This window comes from Niabella insulisoli (genome assembly GCF_039652435.2).
GTDB lineage: Bacteria > Bacteroidota > Bacteroidia > Chitinophagales > Chitinophagaceae > Niabella > Niabella insulamsoli.
The window spans coordinates 4,112,211-4,127,680 of the sequence record NZ_CP190246.1 but is presented as its reverse complement, the minus strand read 5'-3'; the positions used below and the strand labels follow the sequence as shown (position 1 = coordinate 4,127,680).

General features: G+C 45.1%; 15 protein-coding genes. 8 read left to right on the top strand and 7 right to left on the bottom strand.

The features are described 5' to 3' along the window. Positions 1 to 52 precede the first annotated feature (52 nt). The 3 genes from ABDK00_RS17540 to ABDK00_RS17530 all read left to right on the top strand — a co-directional run bounded on the left by ABDK00_RS17540 (position 53) and on the right by ABDK00_RS17530 (position 2,879). On the top strand, positions 53 to 1,201 hold the full coding sequence (locus ABDK00_RS17540) for a beta-ketoacyl-ACP synthase III (protein WP_346236029.1): 1,149 nt from the start codon (positions 53 to 55) through the stop codon (positions 1,199 to 1,201). Positions 1,202 to 1,381: 180 nt separating this feature from the next. Further along, entirely contained in the window at positions 1,382 to 1,801 is a 420-nt protein-coding gene (locus ABDK00_RS17535; RefSeq protein ID WP_346236030.1) for a hypothetical protein, read from the top strand. A 31-nt stretch (positions 1,802 to 1,832) separates the two neighbouring features. Further along, positions 1,833 to 2,879: a BtrH N-terminal domain-containing protein gene (locus ABDK00_RS17530; protein ID WP_346236031.1), complete on the top strand. Its 1,047-nt coding sequence runs from the start codon at positions 1,833 to 1,835 to the stop codon at positions 2,877 to 2,879. Between the two features lie 32 nt (positions 2,880 to 2,911). Here ABDK00_RS17530 and ABDK00_RS17525 read toward each other — a convergent pair whose 3' ends face one another. Continuing rightward, positions 2,912 to 4,387 carry a TPM domain-containing protein gene (locus ABDK00_RS17525; RefSeq protein ID WP_346236032.1) on the bottom strand — a complete coding sequence of 492 codons (1,476 nt, stop codon included), beginning with the start codon at positions 4,385 to 4,387 and terminating at the stop codon, positions 2,912 to 2,914. A 110-nt stretch (positions 4,388 to 4,497) separates the two neighbouring features. Here ABDK00_RS17525 and ABDK00_RS17520 point away from each other — a divergent pair, with 110 nt between their 5' ends. Continuing rightward, the gene (locus tag ABDK00_RS17520) at positions 4,498 to 5,235 is read left to right on the top strand and encodes an ABC transporter ATP-binding protein (RefSeq protein WP_346237365.1); all 738 of its coding nucleotides are present in this window, start codon (positions 4,498 to 4,500) and stop codon (positions 5,233 to 5,235) included. A gap of 96 nt (positions 5,236 to 5,331) precedes the next feature. Then, positions 5,332 to 5,559 carry a YtxH domain-containing protein gene (locus ABDK00_RS17515; protein ID WP_346236033.1) on the top strand — a complete coding sequence of 76 codons (228 nt, stop codon included), beginning with the start codon at positions 5,332 to 5,334 and terminating at the stop codon, positions 5,557 to 5,559. A gap of 59 nt (positions 5,560 to 5,618) precedes the next feature. On the opposite strand, the gene dprA is transcribed toward ABDK00_RS17515, so the two are convergent. The 5 genes from dprA to ABDK00_RS17490 all read right to left on the bottom strand — a co-directional run bounded on the left by dprA (position 5,619) and on the right by ABDK00_RS17490 (position 10,583). Next, positions 5,619 to 6,716 carry a DNA-processing protein DprA gene (dprA, locus tag ABDK00_RS17510; RefSeq protein ID WP_346236034.1) on the bottom strand — a complete coding sequence of 366 codons (1,098 nt, stop codon included), beginning with the start codon at positions 6,714 to 6,716 and terminating at the stop codon, positions 5,619 to 5,621. Between the two features lie 39 nt (positions 6,717 to 6,755). Next, entirely contained in the window at positions 6,756 to 7,643 is an 888-nt protein-coding gene (locus ABDK00_RS17505) for a phosphatidate cytidylyltransferase (RefSeq protein WP_346236035.1), read from the bottom strand. Further along, positions 7,633 to 8,559 (bottom strand): type II CAAX endopeptidase family protein, encoded by a 927-nt coding sequence (locus ABDK00_RS17500; protein ID WP_346236036.1) that lies wholly within the window; start codon positions 8,557 to 8,559, stop codon positions 7,633 to 7,635. The genes ABDK00_RS17505 and ABDK00_RS17500 overlap by 11 nt, the downstream gene beginning before the upstream one ends. Before the next feature lie 108 nt (positions 8,560 to 8,667). Beyond that, complete coding sequence (locus tag ABDK00_RS17495; RefSeq protein WP_346236037.1) at positions 8,668 to 9,297, bottom strand: hypothetical protein; 630 nt, start codon at positions 9,295 to 9,297, stop codon at positions 8,668 to 8,670. A gap of 59 nt (positions 9,298 to 9,356) precedes the next feature. Further along, a complete protein-coding gene (locus ABDK00_RS17490; RefSeq protein ID WP_346236038.1) occupies positions 9,357 to 10,583 on the bottom strand; it encodes a hypothetical protein in 1,227 nt (408 codons plus the stop codon). 246 nt (positions 10,584 to 10,829) lie between these two features. On the opposite strand from ABDK00_RS17490, the gene dusB reads away from it, so the two are divergent. Continuing rightward, entirely contained in the window at positions 10,830 to 11,867 is a 1,038-nt protein-coding gene (gene dusB, locus ABDK00_RS17485) for a tRNA dihydrouridine synthase DusB (protein ID WP_346236039.1), read from the top strand. A 25-nt stretch (positions 11,868 to 11,892) separates the two neighbouring features. Here dusB and ABDK00_RS17480 read toward each other — a convergent pair whose 3' ends face one another. After that, positions 11,893 to 12,621, bottom strand: coding sequence for an acyl-CoA desaturase (locus tag ABDK00_RS17480; protein WP_346236040.1), 729 nt, complete (start codon positions 12,619 to 12,621; stop codon positions 11,893 to 11,895). Positions 12,622 to 12,870: 249 nt separating this feature from the next. On the opposite strand from ABDK00_RS17480, the gene ABDK00_RS17475 reads away from it, so the two are divergent. Both ABDK00_RS17475 and ABDK00_RS17470 read left to right on the top strand, forming a co-directional pair. Next, a complete protein-coding gene (locus ABDK00_RS17475) occupies positions 12,871 to 14,649 on the top strand; it encodes a MutS-related protein (protein ID WP_346236041.1) in 1,779 nt (592 codons plus the stop codon). 40 nt (positions 14,650 to 14,689) lie between these two features. Next, positions 14,690 to 15,460 carry a DUF3575 domain-containing protein gene (locus tag ABDK00_RS17470; RefSeq protein WP_346236042.1) on the top strand — a complete coding sequence of 257 codons (771 nt, stop codon included), beginning with the start codon at positions 14,690 to 14,692 and terminating at the stop codon, positions 15,458 to 15,460. Positions 15,461 to 15,470 lie beyond the last annotated feature (10 nt).

Below are 15,470 nucleotides of genomic sequence, written 5' to 3'. Positions count from 1 at the left end.
GCCGAAGTAAGCCCGTTGCCCGAAACCCCGGAAAACTATGATTTATTAAAATATGTCGTTAAACGAAGTTTATATCAATCGAACATCACATTATTTTCCCAACCAACCGGTGAATAATGAAGAGATGGAAGACTATCTGGGCTATATCAACGGCAAGCCTTCGAAGTCGCGCAGGATCGTGTTGAGGAATAACGGTATCACCAACCGGTATTATGCCCTCGAAAAAGGGGGCAAACCTACTCATACGAATGCGCAGCTAACCGCAGAAGCGATCCGGGAGTTATTTAAAAATAATGCTGAAGATCTGAAAGCCGTCGATGTGCTTTCTTGTGGCACATCTTCGCCAGACCAGATCATGCCCTCTCATGCAGTGATGGTGCACGGCTGGCTGCCCGAACTCGGCAAGCTTGAAGTGGTGTCGCCCAGCGGCGTTTGCTGCGCAGGAATGCACGCGTTGAAATACGCATACATGGCCGTTAAAACCGGCGACGCCGACGTGGCCGTTGCTTCAGGGTCAGAGCGTTTTTCTGCGTCGCTTGTGGCCAATCAGTTTGAAGACGAAGTGCATAAGCTCGAAGCCTTAGAAGAAAATCCATATATCAGTTTTGACAAAGAATTTTTACGTTGGATGCTTTCGGATGGCGCCTCTGCTTTCTTGCTCAGCAACAAACCTAATGAAGAGGGATTGAGCCTCAAAGTGGAGTGGATCGAAGGTATTTCTTACGCCGACGATATGGAAAGCTGCATGTATTGCGGCGCTGAAAAGCAGGAAGACGGCTCGTTGAAAAGCTACCTGGAATTTTCTCATGAGGAGTTGAATGAAAAATCTATCATGAGCATTAAACAGGATGTTAAACTGCTCAGCCCGAATATTGTGCCGCTCGGCGGGCGGCCGCTGCCCGAGCTTTTTGAAAGAAGAGGGTTGAACCCGGACGATATTACCTGGTATTGCCCGCACATGAGCAGCAACTTCTTTAAGGATAAAATTTACGAGGAGCATCTTAAACTGGGCCACCATATTCCCTACGAAAAATGGTTTGTAAACCTGAGCTATGTAGGAAACGTGGGCGCGGCTTCGGTTTATTTCATGGTTGATGAATTGTTGAACAGCGGTAAGCTTAAGAAAGGCGATAAGATATTTTTGCTGGTGCCCGAAAGCTCAAGATTTAGTTACATGTACGCGCTGTTGACGGCGGTGTAAGTAAGGCAGAAAAGATTTAAAGGTGGAGGCGTGTACTTCACCTTTTTTTGTGAATAGCAATGCTGAGCATCTTCGCCATTTTTTTATTAGATTGCTTTTATTAATAACGTAAAGGGTGCATAAGCCCTTCGCTGCCTGATAGCGGCAAGGCTGCCTCAGCAATAATCGAAATAGTTATCAATGAAAAAAGAAGAAATTCCGCAAGATGATGGAGCCTTAGGCCGTATTGCAAAGGAAGTGACTTATGTCGTGGGCGACGACGGCAAATATGAAACGGCGCAAAGCAGCGGATGGGATGTAAAAACCGAAGCGCTCAATGTGGCCTGGAACGACGTGGAAAGGAAAATTGAAGCAGCCAAACAGAAAGTGTTAAACAGCGAAGCCAGCCCGGTGCTGTATTTTATGGAAAAGCGAATTATGGATCTTTCTATTTTGTCGGCCTATACCGGCTTTTGGAAATGGACAATCAAAAGGCATATGAAACCCTCGGTTTTCAACGCCCTTTCCGATCAAAAACTAAAAAAATACGCGGAACTTTTTGAAATAAGTGTAGAAGAATTAAAAAATCCGTTTACGCCGCCTACCAGCGAAAAGTCCTAAAATCCCTTCACCCTAAATTAGCATTCACATTTTGGATAACAATAATCAGTCAACTGTTGCCAACGGGTTTCATCATCTTCAGGCAGCGCATTGCGAAAATGGCGTAACTACCGCCCTGTTAAAGCATTACGGCGTGCATAAACTTACCGAACCAATGGCTTTTGGCATGGGCTCGGGATTGTTTTACATACAGCTTCCTTTTATGAAAGTGAACGGGGGGCCGGCTATTTCATTCCGCACTATGCCCGGATTAATTTTTAAAAGAACCTGCAAGGCGCTGGGCATACCGGTGACAAGAAAGAAATATGCATCTCCCCAAAAAGCTATGCAGGATCTCGACTTGCGTTTGCAGGCCGCCAAACCAACAGCTTGCCAGGTCGGCGTTTTTTATCTGACTTATTTCCCCAAAGAATATCGTTTCCATTTCAATGCCCATAATTTAATTGTAGTAGACAAGCAGGGCGACGATTATATTATCAGTGATCCCATTATGGAAACGCTGGTAAGCATGAACAGCTATGAGTTGCAGCGTGTGCGTTTTGCAAAGGGAGCCTTTGCCCCTCGCGGACAGATGTATTACCCGGGCGACAACCTCACTGAGGCCACCGATGAGCAAATACGTAACGGAATAATTACGGGAATTAAAAGAAACTGCCGCGATATGCTCATGATACCGGGTTCGTTTGCCGGGGCGAAAGGGATCGCTTATACAGGCCGGCAAATCAAAAAATGGAAAAATAAACTCGGCGATGATAAAGCCCGCGGCTACCTGGCGCAGTTGGTGCGCATGCAGGAGGAAATCGGAACAGGCGGCGGTGGGTTCCGATTTATCTATGGCGCTTTTCTCCAGCAGGCCCACGCCTACTTGCCGGTCGACGAGCTGTTGGACGTTTCCAAACAAATAACCGCAACCGGTGACAAATGGCGCGATGCGGCGATACAAGCGAGCGGCATTTATAAAGGAAGGCTGGGCACTCAGGCTGACTATGACAATATGGGCGATCGGCTGATAGAAATTTCAGAACTGGAAAAGCAAGCTTTTCAAAAGCTTCGAAATGCCATAAAATCGGTGAAATAAATAGCCGAACGGGCTGCATCATAGGCGGCGAATTACCAGCTGCCGCCAGCGCCACCACCTCCGCTGCTACCGCCGCCCCAGCTGCCGCCGCCAGAAGAACGGCTGGAAGAACCAGACCCTCCAGAGGAAGAGCTTTTTACTTTTTTGGGTAATATAACCGTACCCAATGATTGTTGGTAGTCGCAGTTGTTGCAGTCCTGGATTTTTTCGCCCGTTCCTGACGAACTATAAGTTGCCGCTTTCAGGGTTTTGACATACACCTGGTTGAGCGTTTGATATTTGCATTTGGGGCAGTCTTCATATTTTTTGGCTTTGCGTCCGGCCCATTCAACCAGTTGAATAGCTGCGGAATCAACGTGTTGCCAGATTTCATAACTGACCGATTTTATCTTTTCTTCTTTCAGCTGACCGGCGTCGAGATAGTCTGAAATGCGCCGCAGCTGGTCCCTGTTCAGCCGCTTCCATTTGCCCGAATCATCCGGCGGAACCAACCTTTTTTGTAATGCTTGCTTACGTTTGTTGTAGCCAATGAGGAAAAGAAAAGTCAGTGGAGTGAGCAACATGGGCAACATCGCCTGGCGGTTATATTCGGACAGTTTGTTGACAATATTTTCTTCATCCTTATAACGGTGCATAACAGCGGCCCGCCCTTGTGTGTACTTTCCAAATAGTAGGATGCTACCAATAAAAGCTACAATCCATGGAAGCGTCGCCATGCTGTAAACCTGGCTACCCCTGATGCCCAAAAAAGCAATGACAAAAATGCTGGCAAAAGCTATAAAAAACACACAACCCACCGCAGTAATAAGTGGCGCCGGGCGGCTTTTCTTTTTAAGTTTCATCTTTTTAATCACCTGAGCTATCCAGGCGTAAGCGGTGATAAAAATGATCAGCCAAACCGCCGTTGTCAATAAATCATTTCGGTGTCTAACCCAAAAAGAGTGATTGGTTTTTTCAATTTTCAGGGTTTTAATGGCTTCGGGGTCTTGAAGTATTGATCGTATGGCACTCATGGCATTCATAATTCCAAGCCCATAGTCGCCGGCTTTAAATGGGGGCAGCAGGTATTTTTCTCCAATAGTTCCGAGCGTTACATCGGGCAGGGTTCCTTCCATCCCGTATCCGGTAATAAATTGATATTTTCTTCTGTTTATGGCAACAAATAGCAGCAGGCCGTTATTATTGGCCGCTTTTCCAATGCCCCAGGTGTTAAATAATTTGTAGGCAAAATCAAAATCACTGTTTCCTTCGAAGTCATCGACTACCACAATGGCTATCTCTGCTGAACTCTGCGTATCAATAGCGGCGCAAATAACATTCAGGCTATCCACAACCGATGGGGCGAGAAATCCTTCCGGGTCGCTCACAAAATAATGCTGGCCGCGGCTTTTAGGGTCGGGGATAGATTCGATTTTGTATTGGCTAAACCCGGCGCTGTAAAGTAGTTGTAGACAAAATAGAAAGAAGATTTTTTTGATCATAAGCATCTGGCGACTGAATGGGAACACAATTTATTATTTTTAATATTAATAATCGCGCTTCGCCCTCAATACGCGGGCAGACGAAGTTCCGTCGATAAATAGTTATAACCGGAATAAATCCAATAATTTCGCAGGTGATGCAGGCAATCAACGTAGAACAATTATCCTTTAAATACAAGCATCAGGCTTCATTAATCGACAACCTCGACCTATCGATAGAGGCTGGCGAAAGGTTTGGAATTTTCGGGCCCAACGGCGCCGGGAAAACCACCCTGATGAGTCTTTTGGCGGGCCTGCTGCCTTATAAAAAAGGCAGCATTAAAATTTTGGGAACGGAAGTGGAGATGAACCAAAATGCAGTAAACAAGCTTATAGGGCTGGTGCCGCAGGATTTTTCTTTTTATGAAGATTTAAGCCCGGAAGAAAATATGGATTTCTTTGGCGCCTGGTATGGTTTAGATCAACGTTCCACTAAAATAAGAACCGCCGAGCTACTGCAAACCATGGGGCTTGCCCAGGTGGCGGACAAGCCTGTAAAAACCTTTTCAGGCGGGATGAAAAGAAGGGTAAACCTGGCCATTGGCGTTATGCATCGACCCCAAGTCCTTTTTTTGGACGAGCCGACAGTGGGGGTCGACGTGCAATCGCGCAACGCTATCATCTCTTTTTTAAAACAAATCAACGAAGAAGGAACGACGCTGGTATACACGTCGCACCAGCTGGCCGAGGCCGAAGACCTTTGCAATAGCGTTGCGCTGTTTGATCAGGGCTCGATTATCGCCAAAGATTCCCTGTCCAACCTGCTTCATCAGCATCAAAAAGAAGGCCTCGAAGGGCTGTTTCTCGAACTAACCGGGCGTGCCTACCGGGATTAGGCTGCTTTTTTAAGGAAATTTTATTATTTAAATTATTTTGGCAGCAAATTTGTGTATTTATATTTGATCATTATTAAATTGAATAAATAATTATTTATGAATAAACTACTTACAGGATTTGCGTTAGGATTGTTAGTAGGTGTTTTATATGCGCCTGAAAAGGGTACACACACCCGCAGAAAAATCACCGACAAAGGAAATGACCTTAAAAATCAGTTCGCTGATTTTATCGATAACATCGCCGGAAAATTTGAGCATTCAGCAGACGAAATCGAAGATTACGCCAATATGAAAGCTGAAAATATCCGCACAGAAGCTATTTAAGCAGAAACTTAACTATTAAACCTATATCATTAAAGGCTGTTCATCACGAACAGCTTTTTTTATGCGATCTGGTACACTTTTCCGGGCAGGCCGCGCAACACGTGCTGCATTTCCAAATTAATAATGCCGGCAGCAACGGCACTGCTGCTTAAGCCGCTTTTGAGGTTAATTTCATCGATGGTCAGGGAATTGTTTTCCTGAAGAAGGGCAACAATTATTTTTTCTTCGGGGGAAAGATGCAGAAAAAGTTCTTTCGTCAACGGCCGCTTCTTTTTGAGCTGGCTTTTCCAACCAAGGGTTTCTAAAAGCTGGTCGGCATCGGTAAGTAAAATCGCTTTATTGTTTTTTATCAGATAATTGCATCCGGCGCTTTTCTTATCGGTCGTTTTCCCGGGCACGGCGAACACATCGCGGTTGTAGCCATTTGCTAACTCCGCCGTAATCATGCTTCCTCCTTTAATATCGGTTTCAATCACGATCGTAGCGTCGCTCATGCCGGCAACGATGCGGTTCCTGCTCGGAAAATGATGCCGGTCGGGAGTGGTGGCCCGCCTGAATTCTGTGAGCAATCCGCCCTGCCGTATCATTTCTTTGGCCATTTTTGTGTGATGCGGCGGATAAATCTTGTCCAATCCATGGGCTAATACGCCGACCGTCTGCACCTGATTTTTTAAACAGGCCGCATGCGCCACTGCATCAATTCCGTAGGCCAGTCCGCTGACAATTAAAACATCTTCCTGCGCTATCTGTTCTACAAAAAGCTCTGTTATCGCCCGCCCGTAATCGGTATGGGCGCGGCTGCCAACTATGGATATAATCCGGGAATGATTTAAGCAGGCGCTGCCGCGATAATACAGCATCAGCGGAGCATCGTAGCAATGGAGTAACCGCTTCGGATAGTCGTCATCTGCAATAAAAAGCGGCTTGATGTTGTATTTTTCTAAAAAGTCAATTTCCTGCTCAGCCGCTTCGAAATCTGCAAAAGTCCTGATGCCCGACGCTCTGATCGAGCCAATGCCTTCTACTTTTTCGAGGTGTTTTGATGAAGTTTTAAAGATTTCTTCAGGCTCAAAATGTTCTAAAAGATGACGGGCCTGAACACATCCGATTCCCGGGATAAGCGTTAAAGCAATTTGATATAATAGGGTTGATCTCATAGCGCGTTAGCGGCACTAATTTACGAACCCCTGAGATAATTAGCCATAAAAAATCCGCACAAAAAGCCAGATAGCAGGCGCGGCAAACAAAATGGAATCAAACCGGTCGAGAAATCCGCCATGGCCCGGCATGATGCGGCCGCTGTCTTTTACACCAGCCATTCGTTTTAGTTTGGATTCGAACAAATCGCCGAAAGTGCCGGCCACAGCAGTTATGAAGCTGATGATGACGCCGACGACCGCCAATTTACCTTCTACCGATTTAAGAAAAATGACAGTATAAAGCAGCCAGGTGAGCGCTGCGCTGAGAATAATACCACTAAGAGTACCTTCCCAGGTTTTTTTAGGAGATATTTTCGTTAGCGGTGTTTTTCCGTAAAGGGATCCGCACAGATAAGCCATCGTGTCGTTGATCCAGATGCTGCCAAAAATAAAAAGCACTACGGATTGGCCCCCGATCACGAACATGGTGTCGTGAACATGAACATCATAAGTGGGAATCAGCAAACTATCGAGTAAGCCCAGCGGAACCGCTATATAAAGCCATCCGGCCAAAAGCCTGAACAGCAAAGGTTTTGAAACCACCGGGGTTTTAAACAAACCCCAAATAAACAAAACCAGCCCCGCAATTAAAAAAGGAAGGCTAAAGTTTTCCTGAACGCCATAGCCCGCAAGCTGCAAGTCGCCGGAGAGCAACAGAAAAAAATGGTAACCGATCAAAGCTGCCCCCAACCAGCCATAACGATGCAGAGAAGCAGCCGTTATCTTTTCAGTAAGTTGCGCATACTCGCGCCAGCAGCCAAAATAAATCACAGATAGCAACACGAAAAGGCTCCAGCTGCTGTGAAGCAAGCCAAACATCATGATAGCCACAAAGATCAGCGCCGTGAAAGCGCGCGTCCAAAAGGTTGACCAGTTAAATGCCATCAGTTAAAGCAGGGGAAGCCTGTGTGTTTTTTCGATATTGCATGAATAAAAAAATGACGATAGGAAGGGCAATAAACCCTAAATAACTTCCTTCTTTGTCGCTCAGTATTTCCTCCATCGATTTCCCATCGGCGCGGGACACGTACATCACAATCACAGCCGCAGCGTTATTAATAAAATGGGCCAGGATGCTCAGCCAGAGCTTTCCGCTATATTGATAGAGAAGCCCTAAAACAATACCGAGCGCCACCCTCGAAAGAAATCCGTAAACAGAAAAGTGAACGGCGCTGAAAATCACGCTGACGATAATAATGCTGAGCCAGAATTTTCCGGTGCCGCGATACAGATAGTTTTGAAGCCCCCCTCTGAAAAAAGTTTCTTCGCAGACAGCGGGCACCACCGCCAGCACGCCGATCGAGATGAGCAGTTCGGGTATCGAATCCAAATTGATGATGCCGGTTGCAGCTTCGGCATAAGTGTCTTCGAGTTGATCAAACAAAATGCGCCAATCGATGGGGAAAGGCAGCTTATAGGTAAAATATCCCAGCGCGCCGCTCAAAGCAAGGCCGGCGGCTATTATAAAAACCGTAAGTAAGACCAGGCGGCCGGGAAGGCGGCCTTTCAAGCCGGTTAATTGTAGGGGATGGCGGCTCAGCCTGGAAGCCACAAACAAGGTCGGCACTAAAAATCCAAAAAGCGCAGAGAGGGTTTGCAACACCTGCATTTCTCTTAAATAATCAGCGTCGCCAATTAATTTTTGTAAGTTTTCGGCAACGAAAATTGGGCTTTCGCCGCTCATGGCTGCAACGGCGGCAATACCGATTAAGCCGCCCAGGATATTGCCTGCCACACCAAAAGCAATCAGCATAAAAAAACCCGCCAAATAAGAAACGCCCTTCTCGCTTAACCTTGTCATAATCTATATTAAAAATTGAAATGCAAAAATATGGTTAAATGCGCGGGTTTAAAAAGAAAGAGAAAAGAGCGGCCCGCAGGCAGCTCTTTAAGGCTGAAGAAGTATTTTTTAGTTGATATTAAAACCCAGCTTTAACCCCAACAAAGAATTGATTTCTCCTTTTGTATTATTCGAAAAGTCCATTCTGGCTCCAACATAGGTTTTTGTCGAGATATTGAAATTGATACCACCTGAAAGTCTATACCCTACAATAGCACCGTTGTCGAATTCGAGTATTGAGATACGCACAATCCGATTCGAGTTATTTATACGAGTTCCCGCATACTCTTCTTTTGTTCGATTCCAATACCCGATTGTGGGGCCAACGCTTAAATAAAGCCCGGGCAATACTTTGTGAAGTGGATGATACTCGGCTTTAGCCCACATGCTGCTGCCGGAAACATGATAAAATGTGGGCTCGTTATACAAAATATCTGCTGGTGAGGTATCATAAATGGTGGGTTCTTTTTTCCCTTGTTCGAAAAAAAGCTCGCCGCCAACTAAGAGTTGCCCTAAGCCCAATCTTGGTTTTTTAATGAGGTTTTTACTTACGCCAACTCCAATACCATAGCCCAAAAAATCTCCTGTACCGAAGCTAATATAAAGCCCCGAAGCAGAAAGCTTGACGCTTTGACCTTTTAGTGGTATGCAAAAGAGCGAACAGATGGTTACAAGGAGTGTTATTGTTATGATTCGCATATAATTTTTGATGGGAAGTAGCTTCTGAAGTCAAATCAGAAGCTACTTTTGTTTAACACTTAGTTACCTATATAAACTTGATGCCACATTGTAAACCTTACCGGAGAAGAACAGTTTCGAATAGCCCAGCCACCCTTTCTTCCACAGCCCAAATCTGTCACATTTAATGCTTCAAAGACATCCCGGTTAAGTTTGCCCTGATAAATGATTTCATCCTTAGACTTGTACGTGATTTTAAAATTACCTTCAGTTCCTATGCCAACACTGTCACTTATTTTCATCGTGGTTGTAAGTTTGCCACCAATTTCGGCAGTGTTGGCATTGTCTTCCTCATATACAGCCATAAACTGTTGTAGGTTATCAACTTCCCAGTCCCCATCCCACTCGGCGGAGAAGGTCACCGCGCGTTTTTTTCTGATATCCTTTCGACTTATTGAAGACGGCCCGGGAGTTAAAAAATTGTCTGCGAGAACCTGACCATCCTGTACTTTTAAATAAGCATCAGCCCTAGTAAATCGTATTTCTGAGCCTCCGCCGTTACCTGTAAAGCTAATGAGTGCATCGTACTGTTTAGTACAAGTGACTTCGCCAATATCTACCTTTAAAACCCTTCTTGGAAGATTTGGTACTACGATCGGAGTACCTGGATCGTAAGAAACGGGTATCCCAGCATTGTCCACGATATCCGGCTCAATACCATTAACCCCAATAATCAGTGTTGGGTTTTGCTCCGCATAATCATCATTTACCAGTACCTCATCGTAACGTAACAATTGGTTATTCGAGTTATAAACAGGTCGGTAGCCAATCCCTTCGTCAGCATCCGCAGTAGCCGCTACTAATGTGGGCAACAGGCTTCCATACACTTCATCGGTAGATTCCTCAAAGGGATAAGGTTCATAAATCGTAAGTTCATGTAAACCTCCGTTGGCCTGATTCTCATAATAAGAGTAGGTGGTTGGGTTGACAGATCTTTGAACAGTTTTTACCGAGGTTGCCGCTTTTAAATTATTCACAAAAGCCTGTAGTTGAACATCATTTGTCTTACTTACTTTTTGAGAAAAATTTGAGGCAAAAGTACTCAGGCTCACACCTTTGTCTTTTAAAGCGGCCATCAGCAGTTTGTTTTCTTTTAAAGAGCTTCTGTCGGCATCAATAAGATCTCTAAGATAAACAGCTTTATCGCCAACAGTGCGAGAGCGCAAAACTTCCCGCATCAACAATGCCGTCTGAGGTTCTTCATAAACTTCGCGCAACACATTAGTTACTTTTTGAATGTTGCTCACTAGTAGTTTTTCTTCGTCAGTTTGGGGAACTCTTAATACTTTTGCAGGATCTACCCGAAGTTCTGCTGCGGGGGGGGGTGATGTTTTTTTGACAGGAACATGCCAGCAACGCTATTGCGGCGCAGGCCAAAATGTTTTTCTTTTTCATAAATTTTAATTTTTAAAATAGTTAGCAAAGATTAGCTGCAGTCTTTCTCTTTGGTTGGGACAAATATAAAATATAGTTAATTAAAAAAAATCTTTTTAATGGTCAATATAGGCAATAAAATATCTTTACCCGATTTTCCCCTGCTGCTGGCTCCTATGGAGGATGTAAGCGATCCGCCGTTCCGGGCAGTTTGCAAAGACAATGGCGCCGATCTGATGTACACCGAATTTATCAGCAGCGAGGGCCTTATCCGCGACGCCATCAAAAGTCGGCGCAAGCTCGACATTTTTGATTATGAACGCCCCATCGGTATCCAAATTTTTGGCGGCGACGAAGAAAGCCTGTCGCTTGCGGCGAAAATCGTGGATGTAACCCAACCCGATTTGCTTGATATCAATTTCGGCTGCCCTGTAAAAAAAGTAGCTTTAAAAGGCGCCGGCGCCGGCGTATTGAAAGATATTGATCTGATGGTGCGCCTGACCGACGCTGTTGTAAAGAGCACGTCATTGCCTGTGACAGTGAAAACCAGGTTGGGCTGGGATGATAGCATGTTAAATATCGAAGAAGTTGCTGAGCGTTTGCAGGATGTTGGTATTCAGGCGCTGGCCATTCACGGGCGTACACGTTGTCAAATGTATAAAGGAGAGGCCGACTGGACGCTGATCGGTAAAGTAAAAAACAATCCCCGCATCAAAATACCGATTTTTGGCAATGGCGATATCGACAGCCCGCAAAAAGCTCTTGAATATCAAAACCGCTACGGCGTTGATGGCATTATGATCGGCCGTGCAGCCATCGGATATCCGTGGATATTCAGAGAAATCAAACATTTTGTAGCAACAGGGACTTTACTTGCACCGCCGACAGTTGAAGAACGCGTGAATGTGGTGCGCAAACATTTGCGTAAAAGCCTCGATTGGAAAGGCCCCGTGATTGGCATCAACGAAATGCGCCGGCATTACGCCAATTATCTCAAAGGATTGCCAAATATTAAAGAGTATCGCAGCAAGCTCGTTACCATCAATGATCCCGAAGCCATCGAAGCTATTCTCGATGAGATCATCGTTCGTTATTCGAATTACGAGATTGAAGCGGCGCCTATTGAATTAATCAATTACCACGAGAAATGTGGTTAATGCCCGGCCCGTATTTTCTTAGCAGTTAGGGACGCCTTAACCTGATTACACGCAGTTTGTTCAAAACGAGGATAACCGGATAGGTGGGGTCAAACTCAAACCATTTTTTAGCAAAATTGATGCTATTGGGGCTTTTGTGGTGATTGTTTTGCATCAGTTCGCCCATCAGCAGAAAGTCTAAAGGAAGCGAGTTCTTACTATGATCATGGTTATTGTAGTTGACGTAACCATATTTGTGGCCGCACCAGTTTACGATGGCGCCATGAACAGGGCCCATAAAAAAATGAACCGGTAGCAGCAAAAACATCCACCAGCTGGTGGCGAAAAACCAGTAAAATAAAAAATAGCCTGCGCCAAATAATATGCGCACGCTCCACATATTGCTGATCTTATCCATCAACGGCCACTCAGGGTAATTGCCCTGGAACGCTTTTTCGGGCTCAACTTTATATTTGGCATAATTAAGATAGATATCCTTGGTGCGCATGGTCATCTGCCAAACATCTCTAAAAAAATGAGGCGAATGCGGGTCTTTCTCGGTATCGCTGTAGGCATGGTGCATACGATGCATGATCGCGTAAGCTCTCGGATTTAGAAAAGAAGAACCCTGCACAATAATGGTAAAGCCATAGAAAAAGCGCTCCCAAAATTTGCTCATGGTAAACATTTTGTGGGAAGCGTATCGATGCAGAAAAAAGGTTTGGCAAAAAAGCGATAAGAACCAGTGTGCCAGAAAAAAAATCAATACAGCCATTTGAAATTAAAGATTTAAACCGCCAGTAATATCACGTTGTTTTTTACCGTGGTCTCTAACCCAAACCTTAACAAAGGCCGCTGTTGCTTAACCTGTCACCGGATTTTACGAAAAAAGAACGCCCTACTTCAGCAAATAAAAATGATAACTTTTGCTGCTGCCGGTGCTTGCGCCACGGCGGCAGCAAAGCATCAAAAATACAAACATTCTTCGCTATATTCATTTATATTTCCGACGAAATTTTAAGCTGTGGTAATAGATATTTATAAAAGCAGGTATAAAGTATTCAGCCTGAAAACAGAAGCGCTGAAGAAAAGACTGGTATGGTTGAGTTTTGCGCGCTTTATATCTTTTCTGCTTGTCGTTCTTTTGATTTACATGGCCACCCAAACCAGCGCAGCGCTCGTGATCGTCGCTGCCGTGTTGTGCTTTGTGGCCTTTTTAGTGCTGGTCAACCGCTATGGACGCCAGCAGCAGCAGCGGCGTTTTTATGAAGCTTTGAGCGAATGGAACAAAAAAGAAGCTATTTTTCTCGAAACAAATCAGTCGGATTATGACGCCGGCAAGTCGTATGAAGACCGACAACACCCTTATTCTTACGACCTTGACCTTTTTAGCGAAGGAGGTTTGTTTGCTTATATCAATCGGTGCAGCACTTCTTTTGGCAGACGACAACTGGCCGACGACCTGCTTCGGCCTGACGTTTCATCGATCAGGCAAAGACAGGAAGCCATCCGCGAATTGTCTGGCAAAATTGACTTCCGGCAGCGCCTTTACGCGCACGGAAGCCTTCATCAATCGAAAAAAAGAGATTTGGAAAAGCTTTTCTTGTGGATCGACAGCGACACTGTGCTTATCAAAAAATGGCTATACTATGTGTTGATGATTTTTCCGTTGTCAACGCTGGGAGCGCTGGTGTTCTTTATTGTCACGGAGCAAAATGAAGCACTGAATTTAGTTTATAAATTATTTGTACTCAACCTCATCATTGCGGGCGCATTTGGGAAAAAAATCAGCGCGCAATTGTCTGTTTCAACATCGGTTAGCAAAATCCTGCAAAACTATAGCAAACAATTACGATTGATAGAAGAGGAAGATTTTACGTCTCCGTTATTGAAACAATTGCAGCAACAACTGGCAGCAAAAGAAAAGCCCGCTTCATTTTTAATTGGCCAACTCGCCGGATTGTTTAATTATTTAGAATCGGTAATCAACCTCGCGGTGAGCCTTTTTTTAAATGGCTTTTTTCTTTTTCATGTTCATATCTTATTTCGGCTGGGCCGCTGGAAACAGCAACATGCTCCTAAAATTAAGGAATGGCTGCAATTGATCGGCCGCGTTGAAGCTTTGGGTAGTTTTGCAAACCTGTCTTATAACAATAGCTCTTTTTGCATGCCCGAAATGGCTGCCCAGCCTTTCTTTCAGGTCGAAGGATTGGGCCACATCCTGGTTCGTCCCGATAAAAGGGTAACGAACGATGTTTCTTTCAATCAACAAAAGTTTGTGATACTGACGGGTTCCAACATGAGCGGCAAAAGTACCTTTTTACGAACGCTGGGCACTAATCTCATTTTGGCGAAAGCGGGCTCGGTTGTTTGTGCGACAACTTTCGGGTTTTACCCCTTCGATATTTTTGTCAGTATGCGCATCACCGACTCTTTGCAGGATGATGAGTCCTTGTTTTATGCCGAATTAAAAAGGCTTCAGGCGATTATCGAAAGCCTGAAAAGCGGAAAGCATTCCTTCATCATCCTCGACGAGATTTTGAGAGGGACCAATAGCAATGACAAGCGCAATGGCACAATCGGGCTGATCCGTAAAATGAAAACATTCGATACGTTTGGTATCATTGCGACGCACGATATCGTGGTGGCACAGCTTATTGAGGAATACCCCCGTTTTATCGGCAACCGTTCCTTCGAATCCACGATTGTTAATGATGAACTCCTGTTTGACTATAAACTGAAAGGAGGCGTTTGCAACTCGCTTAGCGCCAGCTACCTGATGAAAAAGATGGAAATAATATAGAGCGCCGGCGCTGATTTGATAACTTAGCAGCAAAAATAACATGAAGCCTCTTCACCTAATATTTTTTCTGTTGCTCTTCTCCGCAGCGGCCCGTGCGCAACAACCGGCCGGCGCGCCATCCGATAAACCAAGGGCGCTCAACCTGGTAAAATTCAATGTTACCGCACCGATTTTAAAGAATTATGCTTTGCAATATGAAAGGATTATCAACAAGCGCATCTCTGTTGCGCTTTCCGGAAGGCTCATGCCGGCAACCAACATGCCGCTCAAAACCACTATTAAACGCGAGGTAATTGTTGATGATAATCCCTTTCTCAATGATATTATTGATCAGGCAAAGGTTAGCAACGTGGCTTTAACGCCGGAAATGCGCGTTTATTTAGGTAAAAAAGGGTTTGGCCATGGATTTTACGTGGGGCCTTATTACCGTTTCGCGACATATAAACTGCACGAAACCATGCTGAGTTATGAAGTGGATGCCGGGCAAAATTATGATCTTACCCTTTCCGGCGATCTCACTTCGCATACCGCGGGTCTGCTGATCGGCGCGCAATGGCATGTAGGTAAACATTTCAGCATTGATCTTTGGATCGCCGGCCCTTCGATCGGCGGAGCTTCAGGCCATGTGATTGGCGTTTCAGGCCAAACCATACCCGCTGAAGCGCAGCAGGAGCTTCGCTCCTATCTTGAAGATATCGACCTTCCCTTTGTGAAAGAAACAATTACAGTAAATGCCAACGGCGGCCGCATGGATCTAGGCGGGTCCTGGGCAGGTATTCGCACAGGCGTTTTAGCTGCTTTCCGGTTTTAAAAATGGTAAT